Annotated in this window: 12 protein-coding genes; 6 read left to right on the plus strand and 6 right to left on the minus strand. The window is 63.1% G+C overall.

The features are described from left to right. Positions 1–126: 126 nt before the first annotated feature. Both AC1Q5P_RS14985 and thiL read right to left on the minus strand, forming a co-directional pair. Positions 127–2,250: a sodium-translocating pyrophosphatase gene (locus tag AC1Q5P_RS14985; RefSeq protein ID WP_492519354.1), complete on the minus strand. Its 2,124-nt coding sequence runs from the start codon at positions 2,248–2,250 to the stop codon at positions 127–129. A 120-nt stretch (positions 2,251–2,370) separates the two neighbouring features. Then, positions 2,371–3,246, minus strand: coding sequence for a thiamine-phosphate kinase (gene thiL / locus AC1Q5P_RS14990; protein ID WP_492519355.1), 876 nt, complete (start codon positions 3,244–3,246; stop codon positions 2,371–2,373). 105 nt (positions 3,247–3,351) lie between these two features. Between thiL and AC1Q5P_RS14995 the strand changes: the two genes are divergently transcribed. The 6 genes from AC1Q5P_RS14995 to AC1Q5P_RS15020 all read left to right on the plus strand — a co-directional run bounded on the left by AC1Q5P_RS14995 (position 3,352) and on the right by AC1Q5P_RS15020 (position 8,634). Then, positions 3,352–4,524: an acetyl-CoA C-acetyltransferase gene (locus AC1Q5P_RS14995; protein ID WP_062343188.1), complete on the plus strand. Its 1,173-nt coding sequence runs from the start codon at positions 3,352–3,354 to the stop codon at positions 4,522–4,524. Between the two features lie 31 nt (positions 4,525–4,555). Next, the gene (locus AC1Q5P_RS15000) at positions 4,556–5,341 is read left to right on the plus strand and encodes an SDR family NAD(P)-dependent oxidoreductase (protein WP_039336538.1); all 786 of its coding nucleotides are present in this window, start codon (positions 4,556–4,558) and stop codon (positions 5,339–5,341) included. A 119-nt stretch (positions 5,342–5,460) separates the two neighbouring features. Further along, entirely contained in the window at positions 5,461–6,333 is an 873-nt protein-coding gene (locus AC1Q5P_RS15005; protein ID WP_492519356.1) for a crotonase/enoyl-CoA hydratase family protein, read from the plus strand. Then, a complete protein-coding gene (locus AC1Q5P_RS15010; RefSeq protein WP_039336544.1) occupies positions 6,330–6,968 on the plus strand; it encodes a TetR family transcriptional regulator in 639 nt (212 codons plus the stop codon). Before AC1Q5P_RS15005 ends, AC1Q5P_RS15010 begins: the two co-directional genes overlap by 4 nt. A 203-nt stretch (positions 6,969–7,171) precedes the next feature. Continuing rightward, positions 7,172–7,630, plus strand: a complete 459-nt coding sequence (locus AC1Q5P_RS15015) for a MarR family winged helix-turn-helix transcriptional regulator (protein ID WP_062343134.1) — start codon at positions 7,172–7,174, stop codon at positions 7,628–7,630. Continuing rightward, positions 7,627–8,634 carry a fumarylacetoacetate hydrolase family protein gene (locus AC1Q5P_RS15020; RefSeq protein ID WP_039336548.1) on the plus strand — a complete coding sequence of 336 codons (1,008 nt, stop codon included), beginning with the start codon at positions 7,627–7,629 and terminating at the stop codon, positions 8,632–8,634. The genes AC1Q5P_RS15015 and AC1Q5P_RS15020 overlap by 4 nt, the downstream gene beginning before the upstream one ends. A 74-nt stretch (positions 8,635–8,708) precedes the next feature. Here the strand turns inward: AC1Q5P_RS15020 and AC1Q5P_RS15025 are convergent, their stop codons facing one another. Genes AC1Q5P_RS15025 through AC1Q5P_RS15040 form a run of 4 tightly spaced genes read right to left on the minus strand, consistent with a single transcriptional unit; the run spans position 8,709 to position 12,688 of the window. Beyond that, positions 8,709–9,719, minus strand: a complete 1,011-nt coding sequence (locus tag AC1Q5P_RS15025; RefSeq protein WP_039336550.1) for a type II secretion system F family protein — start codon at positions 9,717–9,719, stop codon at positions 8,709–8,711. A gap of 16 nt (positions 9,720–9,735) precedes the next feature. Beyond that, on the minus strand, positions 9,736–10,710 hold the full coding sequence (locus tag AC1Q5P_RS15030; protein WP_039336552.1) for a type II secretion system F family protein: 975 nt from the start codon (positions 10,708–10,710) through the stop codon (positions 9,736–9,738). Positions 10,711–10,749: 39 nt separating this feature from the next. Continuing rightward, on the minus strand, positions 10,750–12,015 hold the full coding sequence (locus AC1Q5P_RS15035) for a P-loop NTPase family protein (protein WP_039336555.1): 1,266 nt from the start codon (positions 12,013–12,015) through the stop codon (positions 10,750–10,752). A gap of 1 nt (position 12,016) precedes the next feature. Further along, positions 12,017–12,688, minus strand: coding sequence for a CpaD family pilus assembly protein (locus tag AC1Q5P_RS15040; protein ID WP_492519357.1), 672 nt, complete (start codon positions 12,686–12,688; stop codon positions 12,017–12,019). Between the last annotated feature and the right edge of the window lie 4 nt (positions 12,689–12,692).

Here is a 12,692-nt window from a genome sequence, read left to right on the forward strand (position 1 = left end):
TTCTCGGGTCTCCGCCACCGGCCTTAGGTGGAATGCCCGAAAACTCGGTTAACAAGCCAGCAAAGAAATACCCCGCCCGGATTGCTCCGGACGGGGCATCCTCTCCCCAACTTGGGCGTTGGCTCCTTAACCCACGGCGTTGGTTGCAAGAGCGGCGAGCAGCAGCAGAGCTACGATGTTGGTTATCTTGATCATCGGGTTCACGGCAGGGCCAGCGGTGTCCTTGTAGGGATCGCCCACGGTATCACCCGTGACAGCGGCCTTGTGGGCGTCCGAGCCCTTGCCGCCGTGGTTGCCGTCCTCGATGTACTTCTTGGCGTTGTCCCATGCGCCGCCGCCCGAGGTCATCGAGATGGCGACGAACAGACCGCCGACGATCACGCCCAGCAGCAGGGCGCCAAGGGCGGCAAAGCCGTTGGCCTGACCGGCCACCGCTGCGATCACGAAGTAGACCGCGATCGGGGCCAGCACCGGCAGCAGCGAAGGCACGATCATTTCCTTGATCGCGGCCTTGGTGACGAGGTCCACCGTGCGGGCATAGTCAGGCTTCGAGGTGCCCGCCATGATCCCCGGATTGTCGCGGAACTGGTCACGCACGTCGATCACCACGTCGCCCGCCGCGCGGCCCACAGCGGTCATGCCCATCGCGCCGAACAGGTACGGCAGGAGCGCGCCGAGCAGCAGCCCGACGATGACATAGGGGTTTTCGAGGCTGAAGCTGACCGCGAGGTTCGGGAAGAACTCCCTGAGGTCGGTGGTGTAGGCCGCGAAAAGGACAAGCGCGGCAAGGCCGGCCGATCCGATTGCATAGCCCTTGGTTACGGCCTTGGTGGTGTTGCCCACCGCGTCCAGTGCGTCGGTCTTGTCACGGACCGAATCGTCGAGGCCCGCCATCTCGGCGATGCCACCGGCGTTGTCAGTCACTGGACCATAGGCGTCCAATGCCACGACCATGCCGGCCAGCGCCAGCATCGCGGTTGCCGCATAGGCAATGCCGATCAGCCCGGCGAGCTGGTAGGCAATGATGATGCCGGCGCAGATCACGATCGTCGGCATTGCGGTCGATTCAAGGCTGATGGCCAGACCCTGGATGACGTTGGTGCCGTGGCCGGTTTCCGACGACTTGGCGATCGAGCGCACCGGGCGATAGTTGGTGCCGGTGTAATACTCGGTGATCCAGATGATCAGGCCGGTGATGACGAGGCCGAGCAGCGAGCAGTAGAACAGCACGCGGCCGGTGAAGGTCACCGTGTTGTCGAGGATGGTGTAGCTCATCGCGGTTTCCATGTCGCCCAGCGCATAGGAAATCGCCCACCAGATCGCACCGATGGAGAGGACGGCGGTGACAAGGAAGCCCTTGTACATTGCGCCCATGATGTTGTTGGAGGAGCCGAGCTTGACGAAGTAGGTGCCGATGATCGAGGTGACAATGCAGACGCCGCCGATCAGCAGCGGCAGGGCCATCATCGCGCCGAGCGCATCGCCCAGGCCCTTGAGCAGCAGTGCGGTCAGCACCATGGTTGCGCCAACGGTCACGACATAGGTTTCGAACAGGTCGGCGGCCATGCCGGCGCAGTCGCCCACATTGTCGCCCACGTTGTCGGCGATAACGGCCGGGTTGCGCGGATCGTCTTCGGGGATGCCTGCTTCGACCTTGCCGACGAGGTCGGCGCCGACGTCGGCCGCCTTGGTGAAGATACCACCGCCAAGACGCGCGAAGATCGAGATCAGCGAAGCACCGAACGCGAGCGCGACGAGGCCGTCGACCACGGTGCGATCATCGCCGCCCACGGTGTAACCGGCGATGTCGGTCAGGTAGTGGTAAAAAACCGCGATGGCGAGCAGGGCGAGGCCTGCCACCAGCATGCCAGTGATTGCGCCCGCACGGAAAGCGAGGGTCAGGCCGGCCTGCAGGCCGTTCTGTGCCGCCGCAGCCGTGCGCACGTTGGAGCGGACCGAGATGTTCATCCCGATGAAGCCCGCAACGCCCGAAAGCACGGCGCCGATCACGAAGCCGGTGGCTGAGATTGCGCCCAGCGTTGCGGCAATGATCACGGCGACGACCACGCCGACGATGGCGATGGTGGTGTACTGGCGCTTGAGGTAGGCCTGCGCGCCTTCCTGAATGGCGGCGGCAATTTCCTGCATCTTGGCGTTGCCCGCCGGTGCGCCGAGCACCTGACGGCTGGTCACGAAGCCATAAACGACGGCAAGCAACCCGAGTATTATCGATAATACGACTAGGTTCACGTTGGCATCCCCCTTTATGTCCGGTGCCACGAGTGGCCCGTCCCCGTCGTTGCGGGTGGGGGGAAGCTATCGTTTTATTTCTGCCCCGCAAGCCCTTCCATGACCTTGGCCAAGGGCTTTTTAATCGTGCATATAACCCAGATTGCCATGCGGCACTGCACCATCGATGATTACAGGTGATGATGTCGCCGCCTGCGCCACCCCGATGCGAAGGGCGGCGACTGGTGCAGGTAACCCCGGGGGGAGCGTGAACAGCAGTTCGTAATCGTCGCCCCAGCGCATTGCATCGTCGCGACGGCTGTCGGGCAGGGCGGCAGGAAAGGGCACACTCTCGCTGGCAATGGCGAAGGTCACACGGCTGGCCTGTGCCATGCGCGCCGCATCGATCAGCAGGCCGTCGGAAACGTCCATCATCGCGGTTGCCAGTGGGGCAAGTGTCCGGCCTTCGGCAAGGCGAGGCAAGGGCCGCCGGAAAGTGGTGCTATCGCGGCCGGTTCCGTCGCGCAGTGCTTCGAACCCCAGCATCGCCGCACCAACCGGCCCGGTAAGCCAGAGGGTGTCGCCCACCTTTGCCCCGCTGCGCGAAGGTACGGGTGAACAGGTCGCTCGTCCCAGCGCGGTCAGTCCAAGGCTGCGGGGCCCGTTGCCGCTGACAGTATCGCCTCCCAGCAAGGGCACGCCAAACGCCTGCAATGCCTCGCCAAGTCCGGCAACAAAGCGCGTGTCCTCCTCGCCCAGCGTGAAGCCCAGCAGCACACCCACCGGTTCGGCCCCCTTGGCTGCCAGGTCGGACAAGTTGGTTGCGACGAGTTTCCAGGCCACGTCCGCCATGTCCTGTCCCGGCAGCCAGTGTACGCCTTCGACCATCATGTCATGGGTCAGCACCAGCGTCTCGCCGCCGAACGGCAATACCGCGCAGTCATCAGCCAACCCGCGGGCGGCGGGGTGCAGGGCCAGCTTGCGCATGGCCGCAATCAGGTCGGATTCCTTGCTCACGCCCGGTCTATGGGGCGCGCTGGCGAACCGCACAAGTCCGCTTGACCAGCACCATTTCGCCCCTTAATCGTTCGATTAAAGATGTATCGAGAGGAGTCGGAACACATGGCAACAGCCTATATCGTCGACGCAGTACGCACGGCTGGAGGACGTCGCGGCGGACGCCTTGCCGGCGTTCACCCCGTCGATCTCGCCGCGCGCAGCCTGGATGCCATCATCGCTCGGACAGGCATTGACCCGACTGCCGTCGACGATGTGATCATGGGCTGCGTCACCCAGGCCGGACAGCAGGCGATGCAGGTCGGCCGAAATGCCGTGCTCGCCTCGAAGCTGCTGCCACAATCGACGCCGGCCGTTACCATCGATCGCCAGTGCGGTTCTTCGCAGCAGGCGATCCAGTTCGCCGCGCAGGCGGTGATGTCGGGCGTGCAGGACGTGGTGATCGCTTCGGGCGTGGAAAGCATGAGCCGGGTGCCAATGGGCTCGAACGCCACGTTCCACATGAAGGAGGGCCTTGGCCACTACAAGTCGCCGGGTCTGGACGAGAAGTATCCGGGGATCATGTTCTCGCAGTTCATGGGCGCGGAAATGATCGTCAAGAAGCACGGGTTCTCCAAGGATGACCTCGATCGTTTTTCGCTGAACAGTCACCAGAAGGCCATCGCCGCGACGAACGCGCAGGCTTTCGCTAATGAGATCGTGCCGGTCGAAATCGAGACTCCTGAAGGCCCCGCCATGCACACCGTGGACGAAGGGATCCGCTTCGATGCCACGCTCGAAGGCATTGCCGGAGTCAAGCTGCTCAGCCCGGAAGGTTCGCTGACCGCCGCCAGCTCCAGCCAGATCTGCGACGGATCGAGCGCGGTGCTGGTCGTCTCGGAAGCCGCACTGAAGGCGCACGGGCTCACCCCGTTGGCGCGCATCCACAACCTTACCGTGACTGCGGGCGATCCGGTGATCATGCTCGAAGAGCCGCTCTTCGCGACCGACCGTGCGCTGCAGCGGGCCGGGATGAAGATCTCGGACATCGACCTTTATGAAGTGAACGAAGCCTTCGCGTCGGTGCCGATGGCCTGGCTCAAGCACACCGGGGCAGACCCCGAGAAGCTCAACGTCAATGGCGGCGCCATTGCGCTCGGTCACCCGCTGGGCGCTTCGGGTACGAAGCTCATGGCCACGCTCGTCCACGCGCTGCGCGCCCGCGGCGGCAAGTACGGTCTGCAGACGATGTGCGAAGGTGGCGGCGTTGCCAACGTCACCATTATCGAAGCTCTTTGATTTTTCAGCCCTTTAGAGAGGATAACTCGCAATGAAGCTCGACAATACCGTTGCCGCCGTGGTCACCGGCGGCGCTTCCGGCCTCGGCGCAGCCACCGCCCGGGCGCTTGCCGCCAAGGGCGTGAAGGTCGCCATCTTCGATCTGCAGAAGGAAAAGGGCGAGGCCGTGGCTGCCGAGATCGGCGGCGTGTTCTGCGAAGTGAACGTGACCAGCGACGAGAGTGTCGACGCCGGCTTTGCCAAGGCGCGCGCGGCGCATGGCCAGGAGCGCATCCTCGTCAACTGCGCCGGCACCGGCAATGCCATCAAGACGGCAAGCCGTTCGAAGGAAACAGGCGAGATCAAGCACTTCCCGATGGATGCGTTCAACTGGATCATCCAGATCAACCTCGTCGGCACGTTCCGCTGCATTGCCAAGTCGGCCGCCGGCATGATGACTCTCGATCCCTGCGACGAGTTCGGTGAGCGCGGCGCCATCGTGAATACCGCTTCGGTTGCTGCTGAAGATGGCCAGATGGGCCAGGCCGCCTATTCGGCCTCGAAGGGCGGGGTTGTCGGCATGACCCTGCCGATCGCGCGTGACCTGATGAGCGAGGGCATTCGCGTCAACACCATCCTGCCCGGCATCTTCAACACCCCGCTGCTGCAGGGCGCGCCGCAGAACGTGAAGGACGCGCTCGCGGCGTCAGTCCCGTTCCCCAAGCGCCTCGGCATGCCCGAGGAGTACGCCAACCTTGCCATGTGCATGATCGAGACCGGCTACTTCAACGGCGAGGACGTCCGCCTCGATGGCGCCATCCGCATGGCGCCGCGCTGATCGCCTTAAGGTTGTGTCCCCGCGCAGGCGGGGACCTCGGTGGTCTTGCGGGGCGCTTTCGCTAACCGACTGAGGCTCCCGCCTGCGCGGGAGCGCAACGGCATTCAAGGGAGAGTTTCGTGGCCGACTATACGCAGATCAAGCTCGACATCGCCGATGGCATCGCGACGATCACGTTGCACCGCCCCGAAAAGATGAACGCCTATACCGGCACGATGATGAACGAGATGATCGATGCGTTCGATCGCACCGATGCGGATGACAGCGTGCGCGCGGTGATCGTTACCGGGGCGGGAGACCGCGCATTCTGTGCCGGCGCAGACCTCACGCCCAGTGACGGCAAGCACGTCTTCTCCAGCGGCGATGCGGTGGAAGACCTGTCCGATCCTCGCGTGCGCGATGGCGGCGGCATGATCACCTTGCGCATCTATCAGTCCAAGAAGCCGGTGATCGGCGCTATCAACGGTGCGGCGGTCGGTGTCGGCGTCACCATGCAGTTGCCGATGGACATCCGCCTGGCCTCGACCAAGGCGCGCTTTGGCCTTGTCTTTGCGCGCCGGGGGATCGTGCCCGAAGCCGCGTCGAGCTGGTTTCTGCCGCGTATCGTGGGGCTGCCCCAAGCGCTCGAATGGTGCATGACCGGCCGTGTTTTCGATGCCGAGGAAGCCCTGCGCGGCGGCCTTGTTCGCTCGCTGCACGAACCTGAGGACCTCATGCCCGCGGCAATCGCGCTCGCACGCGAAATTGCCGACAACACCAGTGCGGTCTCGGTCGCGATGACCCGCGCCATGCTGTGGCATAACCCGTCGCTTTCGCATCCGATGGAGGCGCACCGCGTCGACAGCCGTGCGATCTACACCCTCTCGCGCGGCGGCGATGCGGCCGAAGGCATCGCGAGTTTTCTGGAAAAACGCGCTCCCCGCTACCCCGGACGCGTTTCTTCGGATATGCCGTCGTTTTATCCGTGGTGGAACGAGCCGGGTTGGGAATGAGTACGGAAGTGTCAAAGGGGGAAAGCCTGGAAACGCCGGGCGCACGCGAGCAGCTTCTGCAGACCGCGTCGAGCATCATGCGCGAGGGAGATGTCGTCGACATCTCCCTATCGGAATTGAGCCTGCGGTCCGGCCTGAACTCCGCGTTGGTGAAGTACTACTTCGGCAACAAGGCGGGCATGCTCAAGGCGTTGCTCGACCGAGACATGGAGAACATCGTCAAGTCGGTCGACGCCCTGCTCGCCAAGGACGACATGAGCCCCGAGGCCAAGCTGCGGCTGCACATTTCGAAGTGCATCGATACCTATTTCGAATATCCCTATCTCAACCGCCTGCTGATGCGTCTTGTTCGTGACAGTGACGAGGCTGAAGCGAAGCGAATCGCCGACCAGTATCTGCTGCCGCTGCATCGCGCCTACAACCGGTTCATCGGCGATGGCGTGAAGGCGGGCGTCTTCCGGCCGATCAACCCGCAGCTGTTCTACTTCACGGTTACCGGCGCGGCCGATCGCTTCTTTTCGGCGCGTCTGGTGCTCAAGCACTGCTTCGATCAAGACACCCTCACCGAGGAACTGCGCGACAGCTACCGCGAGCACACCGTCGATTTCATCATGGCCGGCATCCTCGCACACTGAGCGGGATCGCAGTCTCGAGCAGGTGCAGCATGAAACAATGCTGCACCCCTTGCGCTGCAATGCGTGCTAAAGCTGGAGGCATGGCGGCATAAAGAAAATGTCGTCTAGCGCCTACGTGCGCATTGATCTATCGCGCATGCCACCGCTTGGTGGCATAATATTTCGCTCTTGCGCATCAGGCTGGTTTCATGTGATACGAAATCATGCCCGGAACACAAACGCGCCTCACCGACTTCATGCCCTACCGGATGGCCATCACCTCGAATGCGGTGAGCGGCCTCATAGCGGGCGAGTATCGCAGCGAATTCGGCCTGAAGATTCCCGAATGGCGGATCATGGCCGTGCTGGGTGACGCAGGGCCTTTGACCCAACGCGATCTTGTTCGAGCCACATTGATGGACAAGGTGGCTGTCAATCGTGCTTGCAAGGTGCTTGAGGAGCGTGGCCTGGTCCAGCGCAGCCCGAACGAGCAGGACGGTCGCTCTCATCATCTGGAACTGACGGCATCGGGATGCGAACTGCACGGCAGGATCTGGCCGCAGGCGTTCGAGATGTACCAGAAGATATTCTCGGCAATATCCCCGCGTGAACAGGAAAAGCTGCGCGCCATTCTTGAGAAACTGCTCAAGGCTGCCCGGACGCTCGAAGGCGAAGAGAAGTGAAGCTCGCATCATTACCGCAGGGACGCGACGGTCGGCTGATCGTCGTGTCGAACGACCTTGCCTGGTATGCCGACGCCGATCACATCGTGCCGACCATGCAGGCCTTGCTGGATGACTGGGACCGCTACTTCCCCTTGGTCGAGGCGCTTTCGATCGAGCTTGCCCATGAAGCAATTCCGCGCAAGCGGTTCCACGAACGTGAAGCCTGCGCCCCGCTCCCACGTGCCTACCAGTGGGCCGATGGCAGCGCCTACGTCAATCACGTTGAACTCGTCCGCAAGGCTCGCGGGGCGGAACTGCCGGAAAGCTTCTGGACCGATCCTCTGATGTACCAAGGGGGTAGCGACGATTTGCGCGGAGGGCGCGAACCGCTTGCCCTGAGGGACGAGGCATGGGGTTGCGACTTTGAGGCCGAGATCGTCGTCGTGACCGGTGACGTTCCCCAAGGCGTTGCGCCTGACGAAGCACTCAAGCACATTCGTCTCGTTGGCCTGGTGAACGACGTTTCGCTGCGCAATCTCATTCCGGGCGAACTTGCCAAAGGGTTCGGCTTTGTCCAGTCGAAGCCTGCCAGCCACTTTTCACCGGTGTTCGTGACGCCGGCCAGCCTTGGCGAGGCATGGAGCGGTGGCAAGCTGATGCGGACGCTCTCGGTCGACGTCAACGGCCAGCCTTTCGGTCGGGTCGAGGCGGGCGAGGAATGCACCTTCGATTTTGGGGTGTTGATCGCGCATCTTGCCAGGACCCGCGGTCTGGGGGCGGGGACGATCATCGGCTCCGGCACGGTGTCCAATCGCGATCCTGATGGTTCGCCCGGGCGTCCGGTGTCGCAAGGCGGCAAGGGGTACGCCTGCATTGCCGAACAGCGCATGGTTGAAACGATTACCTCGGGCCAGCCTTCGACTCCGTTCCTGAAGTGGGGCGATACGGTGCGCATCGAAGTGCGCGATGCTAAGGGCAAGAGCATCTTCGGGGCAATCGATCAGACTGTTACCCGCGCCTGATCGCGTTCTGCCGCAAAATGAAAAGCCCCGCCTGCAGGTCCGGCGGGGCTTTTTTCATGCCTTGGCTGGTCCGATCAGCTACCGGGCTTCTTGTTGATCAGCGTGTCGCTGATCGAGCAGGCAGCAGGGCCGAGGATCACGACGAACAGCACCGGCAGGATGAACAGGATCAGCGGGATGGTCATGATCGCGGGCAGGCGTGCAGCCTTTTCCTCGGCACGCATCATGCGCTCGTTGCGGAATTCGGCAGAGAGGACACGCAGCGCCGAGGCGAGGGGCGTACCATAGCGCTCGGTCTGGATCATCGTGGTCACCACGCCTTTGACGGATTCCAGATCGACACGATAGGCGAGGTTTTCGAACGCCTGACGACGATCGGTCAGGAACGACAGCTCGATGGCGGTCAGCGAGAATTCGTCCCCGAGTTCCGGGTAGGCGCGGCCCAGTTCGCGTGCGACGCGGCTGAAGGCCGCATCGACCGTGAGGCCGGCTTCGGCGCAGATGACCAGCAGGTCGAGCGCATCGGGCAGGCCCTTGCGGATCGCGTGGGTCCGCTTGGAAACCATGTTCTGGATGAAGACGTCGGGCCCCTTGTACCCTGCGATGAGCATGAACATGAAGGCGCCCATCCGCTTCATGGGACCCCAATCCCCAAACGTGTTGGTCCAGTAGAAGAGCACCGCGCCCAGAAGCCCCAGAGTGATCGGGCCGACCAGGCGTCCGAGGATGACCGCGACGGCCCATTCCTTCTTGCGGATGCCGGCCTGCGCCAGCTTCTGCTGGATCACCGCCAGCTGGCTGTCCTGCAGGACCTTGAGCGATTCGAGGAAGCCGCGGATCTGGTCGGTGGTCTGGTTGCGGCGGACGATGCTTTGGCGCTTGCGGGCATTCGCCGTGACGATGCCGGCCTTGAGCTGTTCGCGCCGTTCGTTCAGGACCTTCACGCGCTTGGCCATGGGGTCGCGCACGGTGACGGCGGCGTAGACTGCAAGCATCACGGCCGCTGCGGCAATCCCGATCAGGATTGAACCGACAAGGTAAACGTCGAAGCCGAGCAGCGTTGGTCCTGCGGGGTTGTTGATCATGGCCGGTCCCTCCCGCTCAGATTTCGAAGTTGACCATCTTGGCCATGATGAACGAACCGATGCCGAGCCATGTGAGCCCGCCCAGGCCGGCGATGATCAGACGTTCGTCCACGAAGAACTTGCTGAGATAGGCCGGGTTGATCGTATAGATCAGCGCAAACACGATGAAGGGCAGCGAGCCGACGATATAGGCTGATGCTTTCGATTCCGAACTCATCGCCTTGACCTTGAGCTTCATCTGCGCGCGTTTGCGCAGCACGTCCGAAAGGTTCGAAAGCGTCTCGGCCAGGTTGCCGCCGGTCTCGCGCTGGATGGCAAGCGTGATGCAGAAGAAGTTGAACTCGGGCATGTTGAGGCGATCGGCGGTATCCTGCAGTGCCTCTTCCATGGTGCGGCCGACCTTGATGCGATCGGTCACCAGCTTGAACTCTTCACCCACAGGGCCGGGGAGTTCGCTCGCGACCACGCCCAGGGTCTCCGTCACCGGAAGACCGGATCGAAGCCCGCGTACCAGCAGATCGAGAGCATCGGGCAGGCGCGTGGTGAAGTTTTCGACGCGCTTGCCGATGGCCCGGCCGACGATGAAGTGCGGCAAGCCGATGCCGACAAACAGGCCAGCGACCAGCGACAGCAAGGGCGCTCCGGTCTTGAGGAACACCAGAAGCAAGACCGCCAGGGCAAGACCGCCGCTGACATAGAGGTACTGGGACAGCGTCCAGCCCTTGCCGGTGCGGTGGAGGCGCAGTTCGAGCGCTTCCATCCGCGATCCCGAGCCGGCGATCTTTCCTGCACGCGGTTTGCGGGCTGCCACGGTCTTGCGGTATTGCGCTTCGACCTTGTCAACCGCGCTGTCCGAGTGCCGAAACCGTACCGACTGGAGACGGCGGCCGCTCTCCTTGGACGCGGACGGGCCGGACAGCGCGGCATAGCCGAGCACCATCGCCGCCATCATGCCGCCGGCCATCAGGATCAGCTGGATCGTATTCCCCATTGCAGGTCTCTTCCCGTCACCTCAAGCGAATGCGGGCCGTCAGGCGGGCACACCGGCCTTGGGCTTGTTTAGCATCTTCTTGAGATCGAACTTGCCGAGCAGCGAGGGCTTGCGCGCACTGGCTGTGGTGTCCGCCGCTGCATCTTCCTCACCGGTTCCGATGATCGCGAAGGCGATGTCCCGGATCGTGGCTCCGACCTTCGAGGAGCGATTGGCTGCAACGAACGACTGTCCGAGCTTGGCCGCGTTGGATGCCCCCTTGATGTCGTAGGGCAACATGAAGTTGATCTTGCGCTCGATCGAGGCTTCGAAATCAGCCTTGCTGATCTCGTTGGCGCCGGCTTGCACCTTGTTGGCAACCACGATCGGACGGGCGTGGGCAGCATTGGTCTTGAGCCACGAAAGCAGGCGAATGGCATCGCGCGCGCCGGCCAGCGTCAGTTCGGTCGCAACGATCACCACGTTCACGTCACCCAGCAGGTGCGGGAAGTTGATCAGCATGTTGCGCGGCATGTCGATCACAGTCATCTCGAACGCTTGGCGGAATTCCTCCTCCAGTTGCACGAATGCGCTGCCATCGGTCATGAGCGGCGAACTGATCGGCGCTTCGGCCGACAGAATGGCCAGATTGTCGTTTGCCCGGATCATTGCGCGTTCGATGAACAAGCCGTCGATGCGGCTCGGATTGTCGATCGCGTCGGTCAGGCCGCGACCGGGCTCCAGATCGAGCGTCAGTGCGCCGGTGCCGAAATGGACGTCGAGATCCAGCAATGCAGTGGGCAGCTTGTGATCGGTGCTGAACAGCCAGGCGAGCGATGTCGCCAGCGTCGACGCCCCGACGCCGCCACGCGTGCCGACGATGGCTGTCGAGATGTGGCGCTTCGCCGCACTCGGATCATGGCTCTTGGGCGCGGTAAAGATGGTCTGCGCCTGGACGAGTGCATCGCGGATCTGCCCCGCATTGAGCGGCTTGAGCAGGTAATCCTGAATGCCCGAGGCAATCAGGTCGCGATACAGGCGTACGTCGTTGACCTGCCCCACGGCGATGACCACGGTGCCGGGCTCGCAAACTTCGGCAAGAGCGTTGATGTCGTTCAGCGGGTCGCCGCTTTCCGACAGGTCGACCATGAGGATGTTCGGGCTGGCCGTGATCGAAAGCGACTGGATCGCGTTGCGCAGGCCACCACGGTGGCACTTCTCCGGCGCCCAGCCCATGTCGACGACGACCGGGCGAAGGACGTCGAGCGCGGTCTCGTCGCACATGAAGGCGGCGAAGGCGTCGCGATTGGCATTCTTCCAGCTCATGTCAGTTTCCTCCACTGCCGCCAGAGGCATTGGACGTCGAATTGTTCTTCAGGCCGTCTTCGCCGGTTGGCTTGGCGGCGCGGAAGCTGTCGATGGCCTTGGTTCCGCTCATCACCACCGTTTCCCCGGTGCTGTTGGCGCCCTTCACGAGGTGTTCCTTGTCGGCGACCATCGCGGCGAGATTGCTGTTGATGGCGCAGCCGAAGTTCGACGTCGTCCGGTTGCTCATCGAGAAGTCGGACTTGGCCGTCCAGTCGGGGCAGCCAGGTACCGAGGCAGTGGCGCGGGTCACGACGATGCGCGCACCGCCAGCCGGAACATAACCGGGGGTAACCGGGGCGGGGCCTTCGACGAACATGCCCCAGCGACCGGCGACCGTATCGACCGACGCGATCGTGGCCTTCGACTGCAAGGGATCGTCTATCGCGATCTTGTCACCATACTTGAGGCCAAGGCTTTCGAACCACCCGGCGAGCCGCCGCTGTTCCGGGATCGAAATGCCACCGCCCGGCAGGGTCTCGACATCGAAGACGTAACGGTCGCGCTCGACAATCGGCTGATGTACCGAGTTGAGCATGCGGTTCTCGGGGGCGTTGACCGAACAGGCCGAGAGGGCCGTTGCCAGTGAAAGCAGCAGCGCTGCGGAAGCGCGGCGGTTATGATTGGTGCGCATGAGC

This window comes from Novosphingobium sp. GW835-FHT14H07 (genome assembly GCF_058793515.1).

Bases quoted from the DNA above. Each gene is read 5' to 3' on its own strand.
- AC1Q5P_RS15040 (WP_492519357.1), bottom strand. From the start codon at position 12,688: ATGCGCACCAATCATAACCGCCGCGCTTCCGCAGCGCTGCTGCTTTCA.
- AC1Q5P_RS15030 (WP_039336552.1), bottom strand. From the start codon at position 10,710: ATGGGGAATACGATCCAGCTGATCCTGATGGCCGGCGGCATGATGGCG.
- AC1Q5P_RS15015 (WP_062343134.1), top strand. From the start codon at position 7,172: ATGCCCGGAACACAAACGCGCCTCACCGACTTCATGCCCTACCGGATG.
- AC1Q5P_RS14995 (WP_062343188.1), top strand. From the start codon at position 3,352: ATGGCAACAGCCTATATCGTCGACGCAGTACGCACGGCTGGAGGACGT.
- AC1Q5P_RS15010 (WP_039336544.1), top strand. From the start codon at position 6,330: ATGAGTACGGAAGTGTCAAAGGGGGAAAGCCTGGAAACGCCGGGCGCA.
- AC1Q5P_RS15000 (WP_039336538.1), top strand. From the start codon at position 4,556: ATGAAGCTCGACAATACCGTTGCCGCCGTGGTCACCGGCGGCGCTTCC.
- AC1Q5P_RS15025 (WP_039336550.1), bottom strand. From the start codon at position 9,719: ATGATCAACAACCCCGCAGGACCAACGCTGCTCGGCTTCGACGTTTAC.
- AC1Q5P_RS15035 (WP_039336555.1), bottom strand. From the start codon at position 12,015: ATGAGCTGGAAGAATGCCAATCGCGACGCCTTCGCCGCCTTCATGTGC.